The sequence below is a fragment of the Janthinobacterium sp. PC23-8 genome (assembly GCF_002250505.1).
In the GTDB taxonomy this organism is placed as follows: domain Bacteria; phylum Pseudomonadota; class Gammaproteobacteria; order Burkholderiales; family Burkholderiaceae_D; genus Janthinobacterium.
In genome coordinates, this window is sequence record NZ_NJGY01000002.1 from 714407 (window position 1) to 737139 (window position 22733).

Annotated in this window: 19 protein-coding genes and 1 riboswitch; of the genes, 6 read left to right on the top strand and 13 right to left on the bottom strand. The window is 62.9% G+C overall.

Translation table 11 applies throughout. The annotated features are described in order from the left end of the window. The 6 genes from CD932_RS29425 to CD932_RS18365 form a co-directional block, all read right to left on the bottom strand. Window positions 1-974, bottom strand: a 974-nt coding sequence (locus CD932_RS29425) for a methyl-accepting chemotaxis protein (protein ID WP_254926659.1), incomplete at its 3' end; no start/stop codon positions are given. Window positions 975-1014: 40 nt separating this feature from the next. Beyond that, window positions 1015-3171 (bottom strand): chemotaxis protein CheA, encoded by a 2157-nt coding sequence (locus CD932_RS18345; protein WP_094444204.1) that lies wholly within the window; start codon window positions 3169-3171, stop codon window positions 1015-1017. A gap of 34 nt (window positions 3172-3205) precedes the next feature. Continuing rightward, window positions 3206-3541 (bottom strand): lipid asymmetry maintenance protein MlaB, encoded by a 336-nt coding sequence (locus CD932_RS18350; protein ID WP_094444477.1) that lies wholly within the window; start codon window positions 3539-3541, stop codon window positions 3206-3208. Between the two features lie 110 nt (window positions 3542-3651). Further along, complete coding sequence (locus CD932_RS18355; protein WP_094444205.1) at window positions 3652-4020, bottom strand: response regulator; 369 nt, start codon at window positions 4018-4020, stop codon at window positions 3652-3654. Between the two features lie 9 nt (window positions 4021-4029). Then, on the bottom strand, window positions 4030-5154 hold the full coding sequence (locus CD932_RS29670; RefSeq protein ID WP_094444206.1) for a methyl-accepting chemotaxis protein: 1125 nt from the start codon (window positions 5152-5154) through the stop codon (window positions 4030-4032). Window positions 5155-5442: 288 nt separating this feature from the next. Then, window positions 5443-7866, bottom strand: coding sequence for a DNA internalization-related competence protein ComEC/Rec2 (locus CD932_RS18365; protein ID WP_094444478.1), 2424 nt, complete (start codon window positions 7864-7866; stop codon window positions 5443-5445). 128 nt (window positions 7867-7994) lie between these two features. On the opposite strand from CD932_RS18365, the gene CD932_RS18370 reads away from it, so the two are divergent. Next, window positions 7995-9974, top strand: coding sequence for a helicase-related protein (locus tag CD932_RS18370; RefSeq protein ID WP_094444207.1), 1980 nt, complete (start codon window positions 7995-7997; stop codon window positions 9972-9974). Here the strand turns inward: CD932_RS18370 and CD932_RS18375 are convergent. Both CD932_RS18375 and CD932_RS18380 read right to left on the bottom strand, forming a co-directional pair. Continuing rightward, window positions 9971-10444 (bottom strand): T6SS effector amidase Tae4 family protein, encoded by a 474-nt coding sequence (locus tag CD932_RS18375; RefSeq protein ID WP_094444208.1) that lies wholly within the window; start codon window positions 10442-10444, stop codon window positions 9971-9973. The two genes, CD932_RS18370 and CD932_RS18375, sit on opposite strands and share 4 nt — an antisense overlap. Window position 10445: 1 nt before the next feature. After that, window positions 10446-10775 carry a Rap1a/Tai family immunity protein gene (locus CD932_RS18380; RefSeq protein ID WP_094444209.1) on the bottom strand — a complete coding sequence of 110 codons (330 nt, stop codon included), beginning with the start codon at window positions 10773-10775 and terminating at the stop codon, window positions 10446-10448. A gap of 419 nt (window positions 10776-11194) precedes the next feature. On the opposite strand from CD932_RS18380, the gene CD932_RS18385 reads away from it, so the two are divergent. Continuing rightward, entirely contained in the window at window positions 11195-12709 is a 1515-nt protein-coding gene (locus CD932_RS18385) for a M6 family metalloprotease domain-containing protein (RefSeq protein ID WP_094444210.1), read from the top strand. 3 nt (window positions 12710-12712) lie between these two features. Here CD932_RS18385 and CD932_RS18390 read toward each other — a convergent pair whose 3' ends face one another. Genes CD932_RS18390 through CD932_RS18410 form a run of 5 tightly spaced genes read right to left on the bottom strand, consistent with a single transcriptional unit; the run spans window position 12713 to window position 18099 of the window. Continuing rightward, window positions 12713-13936, bottom strand: coding sequence for a sorbosone dehydrogenase family protein (locus tag CD932_RS18390; protein ID WP_094444211.1), 1224 nt, complete (start codon window positions 13934-13936; stop codon window positions 12713-12715). Then, complete coding sequence (locus CD932_RS18395) at window positions 13929-14738, bottom strand: TatD family hydrolase (protein ID WP_094444479.1); 810 nt, start codon at window positions 14736-14738, stop codon at window positions 13929-13931. Before CD932_RS18395 ends, CD932_RS18390 begins: the two co-directional genes overlap by 8 nt. 32 nt (window positions 14739-14770) lie before the next feature. Beyond that, complete coding sequence (lolD, locus tag CD932_RS18400) at window positions 14771-15508, bottom strand: lipoprotein-releasing ABC transporter ATP-binding protein LolD (RefSeq protein ID WP_176461044.1); 738 nt, start codon at window positions 15506-15508, stop codon at window positions 14771-14773. Between the two features lie 16 nt (window positions 15509-15524). Continuing rightward, window positions 15525-16784, bottom strand: a complete 1260-nt coding sequence (locus CD932_RS18405; RefSeq protein WP_094444212.1) for a lipoprotein-releasing ABC transporter permease subunit — start codon at window positions 16782-16784, stop codon at window positions 15525-15527. A gap of 37 nt (window positions 16785-16821) precedes the next feature. Beyond that, entirely contained in the window at window positions 16822-18099 is a 1278-nt protein-coding gene (locus CD932_RS18410; protein WP_094444481.1) for a lipoprotein-releasing ABC transporter permease subunit, read from the bottom strand. A gap of 170 nt (window positions 18100-18269) precedes the next feature. Here CD932_RS18410 and CD932_RS18415 point away from each other — a divergent pair, with 170 nt between their 5' ends. From CD932_RS18415 to CD932_RS18430, 4 genes are all read left to right on the top strand, one after another. Beyond that, window positions 18270-19316 carry a hypothetical protein gene (locus CD932_RS18415; protein WP_176461045.1) on the top strand — a complete coding sequence of 349 codons (1047 nt, stop codon included), beginning with the start codon at window positions 18270-18272 and terminating at the stop codon, window positions 19314-19316. Continuing rightward, entirely contained in the window at window positions 19313-21013 is a 1701-nt protein-coding gene (recJ, locus tag CD932_RS18420; RefSeq protein ID WP_094444214.1) for a single-stranded-DNA-specific exonuclease RecJ, read from the top strand. The genes CD932_RS18415 and recJ overlap by 4 nt, the downstream gene beginning before the upstream one ends. A 285-nt stretch (window positions 21014-21298) precedes the next feature. Further along, entirely contained in the window at window positions 21299-21736 is a 438-nt protein-coding gene (locus tag CD932_RS18425) for an MbcA/ParS/Xre antitoxin family protein (protein ID WP_094444215.1), read from the top strand. A 27-nt stretch (window positions 21737-21763) separates the two neighbouring features. Then, window positions 21764-22450, top strand: coding sequence for an RES family NAD+ phosphorylase (locus CD932_RS18430; protein WP_094444482.1), 687 nt, complete (start codon window positions 21764-21766; stop codon window positions 22448-22450). Window positions 22451-22644: 194 nt separating this feature from the next. Next, window positions 22645-22731: riboswitch (cyclic di-GMP riboswitch) on the top strand. Window positions 22732-22733 lie beyond the last annotated feature (2 nt).

Genomic DNA, 22733 nt, shown 5'->3' on the forward strand with positions numbered 1-22733 from the left:
GTCGCCATGCCGTCGGTGACCTTGGCGTTCTCCGTGTTTTGCGAAATCGACGCCGTCATCTGTTCGATCGAGGCGCTGGTTTCTTCCACCCCGGCAGCCTGTTCGCTCGACGCCTGCGACAGCGATTGCGCCGTCGCGCTGACTTCTTCCGAGGCTCCGGCCAGCGCCTGCGCGCCGCCGTTCACTTCGCCCACCACCTGGGTCAGGGTGGCGATCATATTGCGCATCGCCTGCAGCAACTGGCCGGTCTCGTCCCTGGCGCTGGAGTCGATCTTGACCGTCAGGTCGCCGGCCTCGAGCCGGTTCGCCACCGCCACCGCCTGCTTCAAGGGACGCGTGATGCTCAGTGTGATCCAGGCGCCGATGGCCAGCGCCAGCGCCACCGCGATGGCCGACAGGGTGATGATCAGGGAACGCGTGCTGTCATAGGTGTCGTAGGCGTGCTGGGCCGAGTCGGCCATCAGCCCGCCCTGGAATTTTTCGAGCTCTTCCAGTGCTTTCCAAAACGCCGTGTTGGTCGGCGCCAGTTCGGTTTTCAGGTACTCGAGCGCAGCCTTCTTGTCGTCGCGCGCGAGCGCGAACAATTTGTCATAGCGGGTGTCCAGCGCATCGCGCTTGTCGGCCGCCTCTTTCCACAATTGCCCTCCTTTTTCGGAGTTGAGCAGCTTGCGCAGCTTGGCCATGCCCTCCACGATTTCAGCGCGGTTGACGTTGAGCGCCTTGCGCGAGTTATCGGCCTCGTCTTCCGACACCGCCAACAGCACATTGCGCGCCTCGCGGCCATTGTCGAGCGTGTTCTTGATGATCTCGTTGGCCAGCACGATCTTCGGATAGCGGTCTTCGTAAATCATGCGGGTGCCGTCGTTGACCGAAGCGAGTCGTTGCACGCTGGTCACCGACATGAACAGCAGCAGCAAGACGACGACGCCGAACCCGATGGCCAGGCGGGTGGCGATGTTGAGATGTTTAAACACGATGTAATTCCCTGGTTGATTTACTTTATTTAAAAACCGCTTACGCAGCCAACTGCAATACGCCATCGTCTTCGATGCCATTGAACAAGGCGGCGATGTCAAGAATCAGCGCCACTTCCCCGCTGCCGAGGATGCTGGAACCGCTGATGCACTTGACGCCATTAAAAATTTTGCCCAAGGGCTTGATTACGGTCTGGAATTCGCCCAGCAAGTGATCAACCACCAGTCCCGCCTTCTTGCCCGCGTAACGCACCACCACGATGCTCTGCCGGCGCGCCGCCGCGCCCTCGATGGCGAACAAATCGCGCAGGCGGACAAACGGCAAGACCTGGCCGCGCAAGTCGATATAGTCGCGGCCGGCTTCGGCATTGAATTCGACGCACTCTTCCACCATGTCCATCGGGATCACGAACACCGACTTGCCCAGGCCGACCTGGAAACCATTGATGATCGCCAGCGTCAGCGGCAGGCGCACGCTGACGGTGGTGCCGACGCCCTCTTCGCTGTTGATGTCTACGCTGCCGCGCAAGGCCAGGATGTTGCGTTTGACCACGTCCATCCCAACCCCGCGGCCGGACAGATTGGTCACTTGCTCGGCGGTGGAAAAGCCCGGCTCGAAGATCAAGCCATAAATTTCCTTGTCGGACAGCACGCGGCCCGGTTCGACCAGGCCGCGCTCGAGCGCCTTGGCCAGGATGCGTTCGCGTTTCAGCCCGCCGCCGTCGTCGCTGACTTCGATCACGATGGAGCCCGAGTCGTGGAAGGCGTTCAGGGTGACGCAGCCCTGGGCCGGCTTGCCGCGCGCGGCGCGCAACTCGGCCGCTTCGATGCCGTGGTCGATGGCGTTGCGCACCAGGTGGGTGAGCGGATCGGCGATTTTCTCGACCACGGTTTTATCGAGCTCCGTGTCTTCGCCGCTCACGGCCAGCCGGATATCCTTGCCGATTTCACGCGAGACATCGTGCACCACGCGCTGGAAGCGGTTGAAGGTCGCGCCGATTTTTACCATGCGCAATTGCAAGGCGCTGTCGCGCACTTCCTCGACCAGACCGGACAAGGTCGAGGTGCATTCGAGCAATTCGACGATCTGGGTGCGCCGCGCGATCAGGTTGGCGCTGGCGCCGGCGATGATCAATTCGCCGACCAGGTTGATTAAATGGTCGAGCTTGTCGGCATCGACGCGGATCGAACGGTTTTCCTGGCTCTTCGATTCGCTGACCTGCTTCTGTTTCGCCAGCGCGGCCTCGACCACCACCGGCTGCACCGTGCGCTGGTCGACCAGGATATCGCCGATCAAGCCGCCATCCGGATGGCAGCGCTCTTGCACGTCCAGCGCCGCGGCCAGTTCCTGCGCCGTGATGCTGCCGCAGCGCACCAGCATCTCGCCCAGCCGGCTGCTCTCTTCAGGCAATTCCTCGATCAGGCTCAGGTATTCGGAAATGCGGCTGTCCGGCGCCAGGATGCGGATCCGGCAATCATCGCGCACGAACTCGAACACATTGTCGATGGTGGCCTTGTCGGCGTCGCTCTTGAACGCGATCTCGAAGCCGAGATAGCAGTTTTCCGGGTCCATGGACTCGAGCGCCGGCATGGCGTCCGGCAAGGTGACGATGCCGGTGATCGTGCCGAGCTGGCCCAGGTAACGGATGAACGAAAGCGGGTCCATGCCATTTTTCATGACGTCGGGGCCGAAACGAAGGGAAATATGCCAGTGGTCGTGGTCGCCGGGACCGCCATCGATGCGGTGCACCGGTTCGTCGCGCTCGGGCGCCACGGCCAGCGCCTGCGCGTGCCGGCCGGCGGGCTGATCCAGGCGGGCGTGCAATTGCGCGCTCAGCGGCAAGCCAGCGGCCAGCAATTCCTGGCCCGGTTCGGTGTGCCCGGCTTCGACCGTGTCGACCAGGGCGCCGAGATGGTCACAGCACGACAACAACAGCACGGTCAGCGTTTCATCGAGTTCGAGATGGCCGTCGCGCACCTGGTCGAGCACGCTTTCAGCGACGTGGGTGAAGTCGACGATGGGTTCCAGGCCAAACATGCCGGCCGAGCCCTTGATGGTGTGGGCGGCACGGAAAATTGCATTCACCAGCTCGCTCTTGTCATCGGCCTGGGCCACCGCCAGCAAGGCGTTTTCCATCTCTTCGAGCAGTTCGCGGCTCTCGACTATGAAAACCTGCAGTATTTCGTCAAGATTCATGGCGTTCTCTTATCATCGGTCAGGTCGGAGGAGATCAGGCGCGGCCGGTGGCGGCGCCAGCGCCGAACACCAGCGGATCACCGAAATAGGCGCCCAGGTTGAACAGTTCAAAGACCTCGAGCACGGCCGGGCTGTGGCCAAGCAGCATCAGGCCTTGCTGGCTCTGCTGGGCATGGCGTTTGGCCAGCATCAGCAATTGCACGCCCGATGTGTCGAGTTCGCTCACTGCAGACAAATCGAGCACCAGCGGCAAACCGCCATCGAGGGCGGCCAGCAGGGCCTGCTTGAGTTCGGCGGCACGGTAAATCGTCATGTCGCCCTCGATACGCAGCACGGACGTGTCCGGCGGACTTGTTTGTGCGGTGCTCATCTGGATCTCCATGGTCGCATCGAAGCGACCGATCTGTTACGGGGGGGGAAGTATGAGGATGAGGCGGGATTGCCGCACGCATGAGGCTTGCGGAAAGAAAACGGCCAATATCAGGGCAACACCAGCTTTTGTACCGCGCCAAGCAAGACCTCGGGCCTGAACGGTTTGACCACCCAGGCCTTGGCACCGGCCGCCTGGCCCTCGCGTTTTTTCTCTTCCTGCGATTCGGTGGTCAACATGATGACCGGCGTGAACTTATAGTTTGGCAATTGTTTCAATGCCTTGACGAAGCTGATGCCATCCATATTCGGCATATTGACGTCGCTGATCACCAGATGGATTTTTTGACCCTTCAGCTTGGACAGGGCATCCTGGCCATCGCGCCCCTCGATGACGTCGTAGCCGGCGCCCTTCAGTGCGATACCGACTACTTGACGGATAGAAATTGAATCATCAACAATCATAATTGTTTTGGCCATGCTGACTCCTTAGAAAAACGTGATTTCATCTTCTTGCCTGGGCGCGGCCCTGGCGCCGCTGTGCACGGCGCGCTCTTCCGCCATGGCATAAGTACTTTCGAGTTCGGCCAGCAAGGGCGCGGCATCAAGTACCGGCAAGTTATCGTCGCGCGCGCAGTCTTCCACGTGTTGCTGCAGGAAGTCGGGCAAGCGTTTGATGTTTTGCAGGACGTGGGTCATGATCTGACTGACCCGGTCCTGAAATTGCAGTTGTACCAAGGCTTCGGAGACTTCCGACTTGATACCCATACTTTCATCCTTGAGCAAGTTCGAGGAGTGCACCAAGGCATCGGTGACGCTGCGGAAATCGGCCAGCACGGTGTGGATCACCGCCTCCGACGTTTCCATCGACCGCGCTTCCTCGCGCATCGACGTTTTGGACGCCAGGCTGGTGGCGCTGATGGCGTCGTTGATCAGGCTCACTTGCTGGGCAATGTGCCGACCGGCTTCGGCCGAGCGGTTCGACAACATGCGGACCTCGCCCGCCACCACGGCGAAACCACGTCCGGCCTCGCCTGCCCGGGCCGCTTCGATGGCGGCGTTCAGGGCCAGCAAATTGGTTTGCGCCGCAATGCTGCCGACATCAGCCGTCATGCCATGCAGTTTTTGAATGTATTGCTCCAGACCCTGGATTTTTTCGAGCATCATGGCATTGCTCGAGGCTGTCGATTCCAGCAAAGCCAGTACGGAAGCGAGTTTTTTCTCGCTCCTGGCAAATACCGCGACCAGGCCGGTATCGCCATGGTCGACCGACGCAGTAGCATGGGTGGAAGCGCCGACGGCCTGGTCGAGTTTGTCGACGATGCCCGAAAAGCGTTCCGCCAGCGAGCACACCGCCGTTTCCATTTGGTCGCGCGAGGCTTCGATATGGCTGCCCCATACGGCGACGATCTTTTCCCCGAACTCCTGGCGGCTCGATAGATAAGAAGAGATTGCCTCCTGGGTGCGCGGCTGGCGGGCGATCGCATGCCAACTGGCCAGCAAACCGCAGCAAGCCAAGACGGCAGCGGCCAGCAGGGCAAGCCAATCCCTACTCGACAACGCCAGAAAAACCGCCCCGGCGAGACCGAGCGCGGCGGGATAATACAATTGCATGGAGCGCTGATCAAACTTCACCGATAGACCTCCAGAGTACGACGACATTCACGGGATACTATCCGGCCCCATGATGGAAGCAGCCAGGCCTTTTCATCAAAAAAGGGGCCGTCCATACTGTAATTCATATTTTCCGTATCACTAGCCAGAGTGCGACTTGCTGTACACATTGACAAATAATGCTACTTACATTGCTTAAACGCAATACGTTTAAGCAGAAAAAATACAAATTGGATACATTATATTTTTAATGTATAAATTTTGCCAATAAAACTTTCCAAAATACAACTATTTCCCGAACCAATAGCGCACAGCGCTGGCGCGATACGATCTGACCTGCAGTTGCGCACCCAATTCCATCACCACAGCCCCCTCCACATCCGTGCGCAAGCGTGTAATTCCCATGTCCCCATAGCGCTGATACACCTGCGCCTTCGGATGCCGGTAGCGGTTCCGATAGCCCACCTGGAAAATCGCCAGCGAGGGATGGACGGCGTTCAGAAACGCCTGTGTCGACGAGGTGCCGCTGCCATGGTGCGGCGCCAGCAGCACATCGGCGGCCAAGGACTCGCGCGCGCGCATGAATAGCTGCCCTTCCTGCGCCGCTTCGATATCGCCGGCCAGCAATATCGCATGCTTGCCAGCGGTGATTTTCACGGTGCAGCTGCGGGCATTGGGTTTCAATGCAATATCGTGGTGGGCGTGGGCCAGCGGATGCAGCATGTCAAAATGCACGCCGTCCCAGGTCCAGCTTTGTCCCGCCACGCAGCGCATATAAGGCCGGGACAATTGGCGCTGGAAGTCGACCGCCGGGTGCCCAACAGGCAAGGACGACGAGAGCCAGCCGACCGGCACGTTTTCCAGCAAGGACACGGCGCCGCCCGCGTGGTCAATGTCGCTGTGCGAGATGATCAGGCCATCGAGCTTGCCGATGCCCCTCGCGCGCAAATAGGGGACGATCACCCTGCTGGCGCCATCGGAATCGAGGCCGTAGGCCGGGCCGGTGTCATACAGCAGGCGGTGCCGGTGCGTTTCCACCAGCAGCGCCATGCCCTGCCCCACGTCAAACGCCGTGACCCAGAGCTGGCCCGGCGGCGGGCTCGATGGCAAGGCCGTCAAGAGCGGTATCGAACCCAGCATGCCGGCCCAGCGCTGCGGCCATCCCCGTGGCGCCAGCAGCCAAAGGGTGCCGAACAGGGCCCAGCAAAAGCTCCAGGCCGGCGGTACGGGCGCGGTCCAGACGGCGAAGCGGCGCGCACCGAGCCAGTCGAGCACTTGCGCCAGCAGCTGCACCAGAAAATGCGCCAGCAGCAACACCCATTCGGACAAAGGCGCGGGCAGCACGCTGCCCAGCAGGGACAAGGGCGTGACCAGCAGGCTGATAATCGGGATCGCCAGCGCATTGGCCACCGGCGACACCAGCGACACCTGGGCGAACAGCAGCATGGTCAACGGCACCAGCCCCACCGTCACCACATATTGCGTATGCGCGCCCAGCGCCATGGCCGCCCTGGCTTTCTGCCAGCGGCTGGCGTCAAACTCCGCATGGCTGGCCATGCGGCCGACGGTGGCGTACAGAATCGTGGCGACGGCGCCGAACGACAGCCAGAAGCCTGGCCACAGCACGGCCCACGGGTCGATCAGCACCACCACGCCCAGCGCCAGGCACAGCACGCAGGTAATGCTGGTAATGCGGCCCAGCCACAGTGCCAGCGCCACCACGACCAGCATATACAGGGTGCGCTGGGCCGGCACGCCGAAGCCGGCCAGGAGCACATACAGCAAGGCGGCCACGGCGCCGGCCAGCGCCGCCACTTTTTGCGCGGGCAGCAGCAAGGGCAGTTGCCGGTCGGTAAAAAAGGAGCGCCGCCACAAGGCGCCGGCTGCCAGCGCGAACATGCCTGCGATCATCGTGATATGCAGCCCCGATATCGAAATCAGGTGGCTCACTCCGGTGCGGTTGAACACCTGCCAGTCCGACTGGGGTATCGCGCGCTGGTCGCCCACCACCAGCGCGACGATCACGCCCGCATACTTTTTCCCCTGCAGGCTGCGCACAATGCGCGCGCGCAGCGCCGCGCGGCTGGCCTGCACCAGATTGGAAAAACCCGGCACAAAGCTGTCCAGGCGCACGTTCGGCGTAGCGGGGCGCGGCGCCGGCCGTACATAGCCGGTGGCACGCACGCCCTGCTCCAGCAGCCACACTTCGTAGTCAAAACCATGCGGGTTCGCGTTGCCGTGCGGGCGCTGCAGGCGCACCGTCAGCTGCCAGCGCTCGCCCGGCTGCACGTCGCCCACTGCATAGCTGATTTCATCGCGAAAACCGGCGTACCAGGTCAGCGCGATCAGCGGCGGCACCACGGCGCCGGCAGCGCTTTCCACGGCAAAATTGAAACGCACGCCCTGCTGGAACTGATACGGCAGGCTGGCGACGGTGCCCACCACGGTGATGTCGCGGCCCTCGTCGTCCGGCGCCAACTGCGGCGCCAGGGCCAGTTGCGCCAGCCAGGCGGCCCAGTAAAAGCCCAGCGCCATGCCGCATGCCATCGCAGCGCATGCCTTCAGCACCTGATGACGTTGCCGCAGCAACAACAGCGCAAGCACGCAGGCGGCCGCCAGCAATGCCAGCACCAGTCCTGGCCTGTGCGGCAGGCTCGCCTGCCTCTGCAGCCATGCGGCACCAAAGGCAAAGGCAAGGAGGACGAGGCGCATCATCGGTTTGCGGCAGCTGGATGGCAAGTCGCTTACTGTAGCCCCGCCAGCCGGACGCCGGTTTGCGCCAAATCAGCCCCATCCGGCACGGTATAATCCGTGCAGCATCCCCAACACCCAGGCCTTCCATGACTTCCTCCGTACCACCGCTCAGCACACCGACCGACCTCGCCGAGGACAATCACGACGCCACCCTGGTGGCCGAACTGGGCGAACTGGCGCAGCACGTGCGGCTGGTGAAGATGGAAGGCCGCGTGTTCCTGCGCTTTTCGGGCGAGGTGCGGGCCGGCGGCTTGCGCGTGCCGTATGCACTGGTGCCCGCGCAAGGCGTGCTGGCGCGGCCGGCCAAGTGGCGCAAGCTGGAGCGCGAGGCCAAACTGGCGCTGGTGCGCGAACGGGCGAGCTCAGCCGCGTTTGACGAACTGCGCCAGCATGTGAGCGATTTCGTCGCCGATATCGCCGGCCAGAGCGAGGACGTCGACGCCGATCCGATGCTGTTCCTGCATACCTTGGCCGACATGCAGACGTCGGAGCCGGCCGGCATGGTGTTCGACCGCATCCGCCAGCGCTTCAACCATGCGATCGAACGCCAGCAGGAAGAGCAGCATGCGGCGCGCACCCGCCAGAGCATCAACCTGGCCGAGTATCCGGCCTCGTTCGAGATGGCGCGCCGGCTGCCGCGCCGCTTTGTCGCGCTGCTCGGCCCCACCAATTCGGGCAAGACCCACCGCGCGATGGAAGCGCTGGTCAAAGCCAAAAGCGGCATTTATCTGGCGCCCCTGCGCCTGCTGGCGCTGGAAAATTACGAGCGCCTGCAGGAAGCGCGCCCGCACGGCAAACCCCTGGCCGTCAACCTGATCACGGGCGAAGAGCGGCGCACGGTCGCTGACGCCACGCATGTGGCCAGCACGGTGGAGATGCTGGACACGAAAACCGTGGTGGAAGTGGCCGTAATCGACGAGATCCAGATGCTGGCCGACCCGGACCGGGGCGCGGCCTGGACGGCGGCCGTGTGCGGCGCGCCGGCCCATACCGTGTATCTGGTGGGCGCGCCGGAAGCGCGGCGCGCCATCGAGGCGCTGGCCGACCGGCTCGAATGCCCGTTGGAAGTGCATGTATTGAAGCGCATGGCGCCGCTGTCGATGGAGCCGACCGCCGTGCGCAAGGTGCGCAACCTGCGCCGTGGCGACGCGGTAATCGCGTTTTCGCGCCGCGAAGTGCTGATGTGGCGCGACATGATCACCGAAACGGGGCTGTCGGTGGCCACCGTCTACGGCAACCTGTCGCCCGAAGTGCGGCGCGCGCAGGCCCAGCGTTTTCGCGATGGCACGGCCGATGTGGTGGTCGGCACCGATGCGCTGGCGATGGGCCTGAACATGCCGATCGCGCGCATCGTCATGACCACCAGCGTGAAATACAACGGCCGCGAAGAGGAAGAAATTTCAGCGGCGCTGGCGCGCCAGATCGCCGGGCGCGCCGGCCGCTACGGCGTGCATGAAGAGGGCCTGGTGGCCGGCTACGACAATGAAACGCATGAGGTGATGCGCGCCCTGCTCAAGGAAAAACTGCACCCTTTGAACACCAGCGGTTTTGCCGTCGCGCCGTCGCTCGAGCATTTGCACCGCATTGCCTCGGTGACGGGCGAACAGTCGCTGTCAAAACTGCTGCGCCGCTTCATTCATAATATCGACGTGCCGGACGGTTTTTTCTTCCCGCGTATTACCGAAGACCAGAAAGAGCGCGCGCTGTGGCTCGACACCCTGCCCTTGTCGGTCGCCGACAAGTTCACCCTCTCGCTGGTGCCGATTTCGAGCAAGGTGCCGTCACTGCAGACGGCGTGGGAGCACTGGGCGAAAAATCTGTCGCAGGGCAAGGTGTCGACCTTGCGCCAGCACGCCTATGGCGGCGGCACGCAGAATTTGCAGCAGGTGGAAGACACCTGCCGCTACTACTCGGCCTACGCATGGCTCAGCTACCGGCTGCCGGAATTGTTTCCCGATATCGAAGTGGCGCAGAACTTGTCGCGCGATGCGTCGGAGCGGGTCGATTCCATCCTGCGTGTGCACAATGCGGCCTCGCGCGGCCGGACCAAGAAATTCCGTAACTAACGCAGTTCCCAGAACCAGACTTCATCGCAGGTCCAGTAGCATTCCGAGCCGCACACCTTGACGCCGTTTGACGGCAGCAGGATGTCGATATGGCCGCCGGCCCCGCCCAGGTAGCCGGGAATGCGAAAAAAGGCCACGATGCCCTTGCGGTTGCCGATGCCGGCGATCGCCGCTTCCCGGCCGAATTTTTCGGGCCCGCCCAGCATCGACGGACTGGCCAGCATATGCGCGAGCTTGACCTGGCCGGGCTCAATCAGGGCGCCCTTGAACGGGCCCTTGTTGATCGCCATGCGGCCCTTGAGCTTGACGCCGCATTTGATCAGGGCCAGGCTGACGCGGATGGCGCAGGTGTTGATGAAGCTGTCCTTGCCGATCAGGTCTTCCCAGCCGATTTCGCCGAATAGCGTTGCCTGGTCGACAGCGGCCACGCTGTAGTAGTTTTCACGCAGCTTGATGAATGCAGGTTTCATCTCAACCTCCCGCTTGTGGTGGATGGGTACAGGGAAAACGACGGGCCAGGATGGCCACGGCCAGGTGCGCCGCGTCGCCCTGGCGTTCTTTTTCAGCCAGTGCTTTCAATCCGGCGATCACGAGGCCATCGAGCTCCACAGACTTGACACGGCCCGTGTCGCACCACAGCCGGCCTTGCGCAGCATCGGCCACGCCGGCCAGGTAGCCCTTGGCGTAGCGCGGGTCCTGCTCGGACCGGGCCAGCAGTTGCGCACCGGTGAGGCGCGGCGCCGTGGGCCAGGCGTGCGCACCCGATAGACAGAAGGCGGCAAGGAGGAAAAGTGAGCGCATGGCAGGCCTGGCAAAGGGACATCCGGACATTGTAGGGGGCGCTTATACCCCTGTACTGAGCGAGGTCAAGCATGGACGGCATCGACTTTGAGCCTGTAGAATCAGGGCCGCAGCAAAACACAAGGGGGTTTTCACGCGCCCCTGGGTCAGCCAACGTTACAAAGCCAGCCTGCAAGCGACATTCGAGTTTTGTGAACGCCAACTACCATGGCGACCCGCGCAATATGGTGCTGACACTGCGGGGCACGCTGTAAAGCTTGTCATCGTGTTAAAAAAATCGTGCTCTGCAATGAACCTTGATGCACTCAGCCAGTCTATCAGCGACCCGCCACCGATTTGCTTGCGTGCGCGGGCAAGCACAAGCCTGTCACCACGACAGGCTCGTCGTCAACTGATGCAAGGCTTACAGGGAGAGTTGCATGTGCACGCCATTCAACGCAGAAGAATTCACGTTTGTCCAGCCGGACGGCAGCAACCTGACGGTCCGCGGCTGGGGTAACCAGTACCACGCCACGTTCGAGGCGCTCAACGGCTATACGGTGGTGGAAAATCCCGCCACCGGCTTTTACATGTACGCGAAGTTGAGCGACGATGGCGAGCAGTTGCTGTCAAGTGGCGCGCGGCCGCGCGAGGTAGCAGTCGAGTCGCTGAAGCTGGAGCGCGGCCTGCGCATGGCGTCGCATGCGGCCCGCGCCCAAGTGCGCGAGGGCACTGCGCTGAAGCCTGGCACCTCGCGCTGGGAACAGCGCCGCAAGCAGTACAAGAACGATCTGCGCGCCCATCTGCAGGCACCCGAACTCACGCCGGCGCCACCCAAACGAGAAACCGTGGGCGACTTTGTCGGACTGTGCCTGCTGATCGATTTCCCCGACGTGCGGGGCACGATTTCCAAGGAAGAGGTAGAGAAATTCTGCAACCAGCCCGGCTATGAAGGGTTTGGCAATCACGGTTCGGTGCACGATTACTTTCTCGACGTTTCGGGCGGGCGCATGCGCTACACCAACCTCGTCACGCCCTGGTACACGGCGCGCCAGCCGCGCAGCTATTACACCAATGAGCGCGTAGCGCAGCCAATCCGGGCGCGCGAACTGATCAAGGAAGCGCTCGACCACTTCAAGCGCAACGGCTTTGATTTTTCCAGCCTGACGACGGACGACCAGGAATATGTTTACGCAAGCAATGTGTTCTATGCGGGCAAACGCGTCAACAACTGGGCCAAGGGCCTGTGGCCGCATGCGTATCACCTGCTGACGCCGTACAAGCTGGCTGACGGCATGCACAGCTTTGACTACCAGATCACCGACATGGACCGCGAACTGGCGCTGGGCACCTTCTGCCATGAAAATGGCCACATGATATGCGACTTTCCCGACCTGTACGACTACGGCGCCGAATCGTCCGGCATCGGCGACTTCTGCCTGATGTGCTCGGGCTCGAATGTCGACAAGAAAAACCCCACGCAGGTCAACGCCTACCTGAAATACCGCGCCGGCTGGGCAAGCTCCACCGCCAGCATCCGGCCCGGCAATGCGACGGCCGAGGCCAATGCCAACCAGTTCTACATCCACCGCAACAGCGCCAACAAGGCGGAATACTTCATCATCGAAAACCGCCAGGCCAGCAGCCGTGACCATGCACTGCCCTCGCAGGGGCTGGCGATCTGGCATATCGATGAAAAGGGCGACAACCGGTTCGAGCAAATGTCGGCGCAGCAGCACTATGAGTGCTCGCTGATGCAGGCCGACGGCAAGTGTGACCTGGAACGCGACTCGTCGAACCGCGGCGATATGGGCGACCTGTTTCCCGGTGAAGGCAACACGCGCTTCGGCCCCGGTACGGCGCCTGCCAGCCGCTGGTGGGACGGCTCGCCGTCCGGGCTCGATCTGGATCAGATCAGCGCGGCCGGTGCGTCCATATCGTTCAGCGCACGGTAGGCGCTATTTTGCGGCGGGCGCGTCGTAATGGAGCTTGAGCACCAGCCCATTGTGGTCGTCGGCCAGGTAGATATCGCCGTCCTGGCCCTGTTTCACATCGACCGGCGCCCCCCTGCCCTGCTTGCCCTTGCGTTCCCAGTTGCCGATCAATTCGACCGATTTGCCCAGCGGCGCGCCAGCCGCATCAGGCAGCAAGGCCACCAGCCGGTGGCCGTGGGAACGGTAGCCATGGTAGCCGATGATCAGGCTGTTTTTATAGGTGGCCGGAAAACGGCTGGCCGTATAAAAGGTCATGCCCAGCGGTGCGGCGTGGCCGGGCAGCAGGCGCTGTGGGGCGGTGTATTTTGCGGCGCAATCGGTCTTCGGATACTCGGGGCTGGCCACGTTGTTGTCGTAACAGTAGGGCCAGCCGTAGTGCTGGCCGGCCTTGATCAGGTTCAGTTCCTCGTGCGGCAGGTCCTCGTCGCTTTTCAGTTGCGGCATGGCGGCCTGGATCGCGTCGCGCGCGTTTTCCGCCTGCCACAAGGCGCCGCTGGCGGGATGAAAAGCCAGCGCCATCGAGTTGCGCAAGCCGTGCACATGGGTGCTCCAGCCGGTCACCGTGCCGGCCGGCCAGGCCATCTTGTATTCACGGATGGCGCCCAGCGCTTCCTTGCCTTCGCTTGACGCACACGGTTTGGACGCGTCCGGCGCCTTGCCATCCTTGTCTTCGCAGTGGTCGGTGCTGGACCCCACGTTGACATACAGGTCGCCGGCGGGACTGAAGCGCATGGTGGTCAACAGATGCAGGCCCAGGCCCGGCAGGCGCGGCGTTTTGGACGTGCCGCCGATCACGTCGGTGATGGCGGCCGGGTCGCGCAGGTCGAAGCGGAAGATGCGCCCCACCACGCCCACATACACCATGCCATCCGGGCCTTGCACGATGCCGTTCGGGCGATCGAGTTTGTCTTGCAGCAGCGTGCGTTCAAAGGTGCCGCCGGCCTGGCGCTTGAGCAGCCACAATTTTCCCTGGTTCGCCGTCCAGCCGGCCATGTCGGTGACCAGCACGTCGCCATTGGTCAGCGGCAGCACGCCGCGCGGGAATTTCAGGCCGTCGGCCAGCATGCCGACGCAAAAGCCGGCCGGCGTGGTGACGTTCAGGCGCGGCAAGCCATCGCACAGGTCGGCCGCCATCGCGGGTGCGGCAAGAAAGGTGGCCAGCGCGGCGGCGAGGAGCTTTTTATTCATCCTGGTTTTCCATCAAAGGTAGGCGCGGCATTACCGCGCGGGCGTTGGCGCTGGTCTGCGCCGCCACTTCAGCAAGTGCGACGCCGCGCAGCTCGGCCAGCACGGCACCGATGCGCGGCAGTTGTTCCGGGCTGTTGCGCCCGGGGTGTATCCAGCTCGGCGAAATATCGGGGGCATCGGTTTCCAGCACGATGGCGGCCAGCGGCAAGTCGGTGGCCATGCGGCGTATCTGCAAGGCGCGGGTAAAGGTCATGGCGCCGCCGAAACCGAGCTTGAAACCGAGGTCGATATAGCCTTGCGCCTGTTGAAAGCTGCCGTTGAACGCATGGGCGATGCCGCCGTTCGGGCGGATCTGGCGCGCATGTTTCAACACGATATCCTGCGAGCGGCGCACATGGGCCAGCACCGGCAAATCAAAATCGCGGGCGATTTTCAGCTGCTCGCGCAGGAAATGCTCCTGCTTGCTACGCATGGCAGGTTCGCTCAGCATCGGAATAAAGAAGTCCAGGCCGATCTCGCCGATGGCGACAAAACGCGGGTCCTTCATCGCCGCCGCCACGGCCTCGCGCAGCGCCAGCAGATCATCGTCGGTGGCGCGCGGTACGTAGATCGGGTGGATGCCCAGCCCATAGCAGCCGTTGGGGGCGGCGTGGGCCAGCTCGCGCACGATGGCAAAGTTCGCCCGTTCGACGGCGGGAATGACGATCATGCCCACGCCCTGGTCGCTGGCGCGCTGCGCCACCGGCAGCGCTTCAGCACCGAATTGGTGGGCGTCCAGGTGGCAATGCGTATCGATCCACAGCATGTCGAGACCTCCGTATTGCTCAGTATTGCTCAGTATTGGTAAGGCTGCAGCCCTTCGTCGGTCAGGCGCAGCACGCGGTCGCAGCGCCTGGCCAGTTCGATATCGTGGGTGACGATAACAAACGCCGTGCCCAGGGTGCGCGACAGTTCCAGCATCAGGTCGAAAATCTGTTCGGCCGTCGCGTGATCGAGGTTGCCGGTCGGTTCGTCCGCCAGCACGCAGGCCGGCTGCGTGACGAGGGCGCGCGCCAGGGCCACGCGCTGGCGTTCGCCCCCCGACAATTCGCCCGGCGTGTGGGTGACGCGCTTGGCCAGGTTGACGCGCGCGAGGATCTGCTGCGCCAGGCCGGTGGCCGCCGCGCGCTTCATGCGCCGTATCATCAGGGGCATGGCGACGTTGTCGAGCGCGGAAAATTCCGGCAGCAGGTGGTGGAACTGGTAGACAAAGCCGAGCGAGGCGTTGCGCAAGTCGCCGCGCGCCTTTTCGCTGAGCGTCGCGAAGTCCTTGCCCAGCAGGGTGACCTTGCCGCTGGTGGGGGTATCGAGGCCGCCCAGCAGATGCAGCAGGGTCGATTTGCCGGAACCGGAAGCGCCGACGATGGCCACGCGCTCGCCGCGATGGATGTCGATATCGATGCCGGCCAGTACCTGCACCTTGTAGCTGCCCTGGGTGAAAGTCTTGCCCAGACCGCGGCAGGAAAGAACGGCTGGCGCGGTGGCGGGGGCGCTGGCAGCGAATGGAACGGCGTTTTTATTCAGATCGGTCATGGTCATGGTCTTGGAATTATTCGTAGCGCAGGGCTTCGGCCGGCTTGACGCGGGCGGCCCACCAGCTTGGGTACAGGGTCGCCAGGAAGGCGAGGATCACGGCCAGCACGCCGATCCTGGTAACGTCGGGCCAGCGCAGGTCGGACGGCACGGTGCTGATGAAATAGATGTCCTTGGACAGGAACTGCACGCCCAGCAGGTGTTCGATGAAGGGAACGATGACATCGATATTCATCGCCACCAGCACCCCGCCGCCTATGCCCAGGATGGTACCCAAAATACCTACCAGCGCGCCCTGGATCATGAAGATCTTCATGATCGAAGCTGGCGAGGCGCCCAGGGTGCGCAAAATCGCAATATCGGCCTGCTTGTCGGTCACCGTCATCACCAGGGTGGAAACGAGATTGAAGGCGGCCACCGCGATGATCAGGGTCAGGATAATGAACATCATGCGCTTTTCGGTCTGCACGGCGGCAAACCAGTTGGCGTTGAGCTTGGACCAGTCGCGCAGGGTCAGGTCACCCGGCATGCTTTTCTTCAGTTCTTGCGCCACTTGCGGCGCGCGGTTCATGTCGACCAGGCGCAGGCGCAGGCCGGACGGGCCTGCGAGGCGCAGCAGGCGCTGGGCGTCCTCGATATTGATAAAGGCCAGGCCCGCATCGAATTCATTATGGCCTGCCTGGAAGATGCCGCTGACGGTAAAGCTGCGCATGCGCGGCAGCACGCCGGCCGGCGTGACCTGGCCCTGGGCCAGCATCAGCGTGACTTTTTCGCCGAGGTTCACGCGCAGCGCGCGCGCCAGTTCGATGCCCAGCACGATATTGTAGGTGCCCGGCTGCAGCGCCTTGAAGCTGCCCATGCGCGTCTGGCCGGCCACGTCGGACACATTCGGCTCCTCTTCAGGCAGCACGCCGCGCACGATGGCCGGGCGCAGCGCATCGTCGCGCAGCAGCATGCCCTGGGTTTCAACAAAAGGAGCGGCGCCCCTGACGGCCGGGTTCTTGAAGGCCTCGGCCTTTTCGGCGCGCCAGTCAAGCATGCTGCCGCTGTTGTCGAACACCTCGACGTGGGCCAGCACCGACAGCATGCGGTCGGTGACTTCTTTCTGGAAGCCGTTCATTACGGACAGCACGATAATCAGCGCCGCCACGCCGAGGCCAATGCCGGCCATGGAAATGAGCGAAATAAACGAGATAAAACTGTTGCGGCCACTGCGCTTGCCGGCCCGCGTGTAGCGCAGGCCGACCAGCCATTCGAAGGGCAGATTCTTTAACATACTTGTGATTCCAGCAGATTTGATCGGTACTTGCTTTTTACTCGTAGCGCAGGGCCTCGGCCGGTTTCACGCGCGCCGCGCGCCAGCTCGGGTAAATGGTCGCCACCAGCGCCAGGCCAAAGGCGATCAGGCCGATCTGCGCCACGTCCAGCCAGTGCAGGTCGGACGGCACGGCGCTGATCTGGTAGATCTCTTTTGAAATGAAGTGCAAACCAAAAATGCCTTCGATAAACGGCACGATCACGCCCACATTCAGCGCCAGCAGCACGCCGCCGGCCACGCCCAGGGCACTGCCCAGCAGGCCCACCAGCGCGCCCTGGATCATGAAGATCTTCATGATGGAAAACGGCGAGGCGCCCAGGGTGCGCAAAATGGCGATGTCGGCCTGCTTGTCGGTGACCGACATCACCAGGGTCGACACCAGGTTGAAGGCGGCCACCGCGATGATCATGCTGAGGATAATGAACATCATGTTCTTCTGGCTTTGCACCAGCGCATACCAGCTGGCGCTGGCGCGCGACCAGTCGCGCATCCACAGTTCGCCCGGCATTGAGGCCTTGAGCTCGCGCGCCACCTGCGGCGCCTGGTTCATGTCGTGCAGGCGCAAACGCAGGCCCGAGGGACCATCGAGCATCAGCAGTTGTTCGGCGTCCTGCATGTTGACAAACGCCAGGCTGGCGTCGAGCTCATTGTGGCCGGCCTCAAAGATGCCGGAGACCTTCAGCGCGCGCATGCGCGGCATCACCATGGTGTTCATGGCGTCGCCGGCGCGCGGTTCGCGTTCCAGCATCAGCGTCACGTTCTGGCCCACCGTCACGCCCAGCGCCTTGGCCAGATCAATGCCCAGCACGATATTGTAGGAGTCGGGCGTGAGGGACGCGAACTGGCCCTGTTTCATCTGGCCCGCCACGCTGGACACTTGCGCTTCCTGCTGCGGCAGCACACCGCGCACCACCGACGGGCGCATGGTGTCGTCGTTGAGCAGCATGCCCTGGGTTTCGACAAAGGGCGCCACGGCCTTGACCTGTGGATTGGCGTAGGCGGCTTTTTCCTGCTCGCGCCAGTTCGGCATGGAACCACGCGTATCGAACACCTCGACATGGGCCAGCACCGACATCAGGCGGTCGGTGACTTCCTTCTGGAAGCCGTTCATGACGGACAGCACGACGATCAGCGCCGCCACGCCCAGCGCGATGCCGGCCACGGAAATCATGGAAATAAAGGAAATAAAACTGTTACGACCGCTGCGTTTGCCGGCGCGCGTATAGCGCACGCCGACCTGCCACTCGTAAGGAAATTGTTTGATGATGCTCATTTGATACTTATGCGCTCCCGCGACAACGATGATAGGCGAGCGCGCAGTGTGCCACATAATCATCATTTCATGCGTGAAACACGCCACCGCAGCATCATATAGATGCAGGCAAACAGCGGAAAACGGCCGTGCGCTTCTCGCGCCAGGCCACAATGGCCTACAATCTCGGCATGAATCAACTTACCCTCGCTCTTCCCTTTGCCCTGCCGCATGCCGCGCTGGCCGGCGACCTGATCAAGGCGCTGCAAACCCCGGCCCTGGCGGCCCTGCTATCGCGCACCTCAAGCTCCAGCCTGCACGAGTTTGACGGCACCACCCGCCTGCTGCCGCACGAAGCCTGGCTGGCGCACGCACTCGCTCTGGCGCCAGCGGCCGGCAGCGACGACGCCGCAGCGCCCTTCGCGGCGGCGTCCATGCGCGGTTTCGGCCTGGTGCCGGAGCCTGGCGCACGCTACTTCCTGATCCACCCCGTGCATATTGAAATCACGCGCAAGCATCTGGCGATGGACGACATGCGCCAGCTGCAACTGAGCGAGGCCGACAGCCGCACCCTGTTCGAGCTGGTCCGTCCGTATTTCGATGGCCTGGGTCAGCCGCTGTATTTCGGCGACGCCCATACCTGGTTCATGCGCGCCGATGAATGGAGCGACCTGCGCTGCGCTTCGCCGGACGCGGCCGCCAGCCAGAACCTGGCCGACTGGATGCCCGACGGCGAGCACGCGCGCGCCTCGCGCCGGCTGCAAAACGAAGTGCAGATGCTGTGGCACGAACACCCTGTCAACCAGGCGCGCGAGGCGCGTGGGCTGAAAACCGTCAACGGCTACTGGCTGTGGGGTGCGGCCAAACACCAGCTTGCCACCTGCGCCCACGCCCTGCATGTGAGCGCAGCTCCCGGCTGGCTGTCGGCGCTGGCCGAACCATCGCGGCGCGATGCCGACCCGGCCGCGATCATCGCCGGGCAGGCCGATGCGCTGGTGGTGCATGCCGGCCTGCTCGAATCGGCCATGGCGCAGGACTGGGGCAACTGGCTGGCGCAGATGCAGGCGCTGGAACAGCACTGGTTTGCGCCGCTGCTGTCGGCGTTGAAAGACGGCCGGCTGGACCGGCTGCGCCTGGTGCTCAGTCACCGCGACGGCTGGCTGGACTGCAGCACCAGCCGCAATGCGCAGCGCAAATTCTGGCGCGCCCACACCTTGAACACCTTGAGCTCATCATGACCCGCACCCGCATCGCCACCCGCCCCTGTCCCTACCGCGAATCCGAACTGCTGCGCCAGGGCGGCATCCACCCCGTGCTGGCCCGGCTGTATGCGTCACGCGGCCTGTCGGACGCAAAACAACTGTCGATCGAAGCGAAAGACCTGATACCGCCTGCCGGCCTGCTGCATGTCGATGCCGCCGGCGTGTTCCTGGCCGATGCGATTGCCGCCCACAAACGCCTGGTGATCGTGGCCGACTACGATTGCGACGGCGCCACCGCCTGCGCCGTGGCCCTGCGCGGCCTGCGCGCGATGGGCGCCCAGGTCGACTTTATCGTGCCGAACCGTTTTGAATACGGCTATGGGCTGACACCCGAGATCGTGGCGCTGACGGCGCGTGAAAAGGCACCGGACATCATCATCACGGTCGACAACGGCATTGCCAGCATCGACGGCGTGGCCGAAGCGAACCGGCGCGGCATCGAGGTGGTCGTCACCGACCATCACCTGCCGGCCGACACCCTGCCCGACGCGGCCATCATCGTCAACCCGAACCAGCCCGCCTGCGGCTTTCCCTCGAAACACCTGGCGGGGGTGGGCGTGATGTTCTACGTGCTGCTGGCCCTGCGCGCGGAACTGCGCCGGCGCGGCGTGTTTGACGCGCAAACCCAGCCGAAACTGGACAACCTGCTCGACCTGGTGGCGCTGGGCACGGTGGCCGACGTGGTGCGGCTCGATACCAACAACCGCATCCTGGTGGCACAGGGCTTGAAACGCATGCGCAAAGGCAATATGCACGCGGGCGTCGCCGCCCTGTTCCGCGTGGCCGGCCGCGAAGCGCGCAGCGCCACGCCGTTCGACCTGGGCTTTGCGCTGGGTCCGCGCCTGAACGCGGCCGGGCGCCTGCAGGACATGTCGCTCGGCATCGAGTGCCTGATCACCGACGACGAAGGGCGCGCCTGGGCGCTGGCCCAGCAACTGAACGACATCAACCTGAAACGCCGCGAAATCGAAGCGGACATGCAGGACACGGCCCTGCTGCACCTGGACGACTTCGAACCGGCCAACAGCAGCACCATCAGCGTCTTCGACGAGTCGTGGCACCAGGGCGTGATCGGCATCGTCGCCTCGCGCCTGAAAGAAAAATTCTACCGCCCGACGATCACCTTTGCGCCGGGCGCCGACGGCTGGATCAAGGGCTCGGGCCGCTCGATTCCCGGCTTTCACCTGCGCGACGCGCTCGACCTGGTCTCGAAACGCGCGCCCAGCCTGATCGACAAGTTCGGCGGCCACGCGATGGCGGCGGGCCTGACCATCCGCGCCGACGCCTTTGACGCGTTCTCGACAGCCTTCGAGGCCGTCGGCCAGGCCTGGCTCAGCGAGCAGCAGCTGGAACGGGTGGTGGAAACGGACGGCCCGCTGGAAGACGCCTATTACACCACCGCCTTTATCGAGTTGATGGACGGCCAGGTCTGGGGCCAGGGCTTCGCGCCACCCGTGTTCTGCGATGAGTTTCGCGTCGTCAGCCAGCGCATCCTCAAGGAACGCCACCTGAAACTGCTGCTGGAAAAGAACGGCGTGCGCTTCGACGCCATCTGGTTCGGACATACCGATGCGCTGGGCGAGCGCACGCGGGTGGCGTTCCGGCTCGACGCAAATGAATATAACGGCACGACCAAGGTGCAACTGATGGTGGAGCATGCGGAACCGGCCTGATGGCACCATCGGTCTTTTGCTGCATCTCAATCTTGAGCCGGATAGCCAACATTTCCCTTAAGTAAAAGTGTATCAAGTGAGTCTGGCAGCCACCGGTTGTCGCTTGCTGGGCAATCGTATGCAATACGGGGGCTTCTGGCGCCGCGTGGGCGCCTTTTTGACCGATCAATTGATTCTGTCGCTGTGGATGCTCGTCCCGGTATTACTCGCAATGCCGCGCACGCTAGTGCTGCGCAGGACATTCTTCCAGAAATGGAGTAATATTAATCCATAAAAGGAGTCATCATGAATCTAGCCTATGCCTATCCCAAGAGCCGCTTCGAGCCGGCGGTGCTGGTCGACCTGAACGCCAAAGCCGAGCGCGAGCGCTTGTCGCAGGCGGCGCTGAAAGGATTTTTCAAGCTGGCGGCGGCCTGGAAGTTGCGCGACGACGACGCGCGCGAGCTGCTGGGCGGCTTGTCGAGCAGCGCGTATTACGAGTGGAAAAAGAACCCGGACCGGGTGCTGGAAGTGGACCGCATCACGCGCATTTCCTATCTGCTCGGCATTTACAAGGCGTTGCACATTTTGTACGGCGACCAGCTGGCCGACGCATGGGTCAGCCTGCCGAACAAGAACGCCGTCTTTGGCGGGCGCACGCCGTTATCGCAGATGCTGGCCGGCGGCTTGCTGGCCATGCAGACGGTCAGGAAGCTGCTGGACGCGCGGCGCGGCGGGCTGTAACAGTGGCGCCAGTCTATGCACAATAAGATGCCCGATGGCCTGCCGCCACTGTCGGCGCTGCGGCAGATCGATACCTGCCGCCTGATTCCGTCACGCTTTGCCGACATGGAAGACTCGGTGCTGGCGCCGCTGGCCGAAGACAACGATCACCTGGCCGAACTGTTCGAACTGGACAACGCCACCAATGCGCGCCTGATCGCCGAGTACGGCGGCACGCCAGGAATTGGCGTGGACGAGCTGGTTTTTGGCGTGCCCCACTTTCGCATCATCAATGCCGCCTACACCTACGCGCGCCCGGAAGGGGCGCGTTTCAACGATGGCGAGCGGGGCGCGTGGTATTGCGCCTTCGATATGGACACGGCGCTGGCCGAGATCATTTTCCACAAGACCGTGGAATACCAGGAGATCGATTATTTCACCGACAGCGTCAGCTACCAGGCGCTGCTGGCCGATTTTTCCGCCACCTTCCACGACCTGCGCGGCCAGCCCCGTTTCCAGGCATGCCTGGATCCGGCCAGCTATATCGCCTCGCAGGAACTGGCCGCCATCCTGCTCGAGGCAGGATCGATGGGCGTGATCTTTCCCAGCACGCGGCGCGCAGCAGGCACCAACCTGGCCTGTTTTCGCCCTGCCCTGGTCGGCAATGTGCGCAAAGGCGCGGCCTATCGCCTGACGTGGCAGGGCACGTCTGTGCCGCAGATCGAAACGCTGTAGCGGGCGGCGGTGGCCAGGCAATGTTCATAACGGCCATAACAAATGTAATTAATTCCATCAAATTTATTCGATAATTTTGCTGAAATTGCATTATTTACGGTTGTTTTGCGATTTTTTCAAAATAATTCGACTACAAATGCCAAATTCATTATAATTGACTACGGATCATGAGCGCATCGCGCTCTGCGCCAATTCATAAATGAGGGCAAACCCGTTCGAAAGGCGGGGACGCAAAGCCACCGGCCTACAGCGCACTGCGCCAGGGTAGCGGGGCTGCCCATGC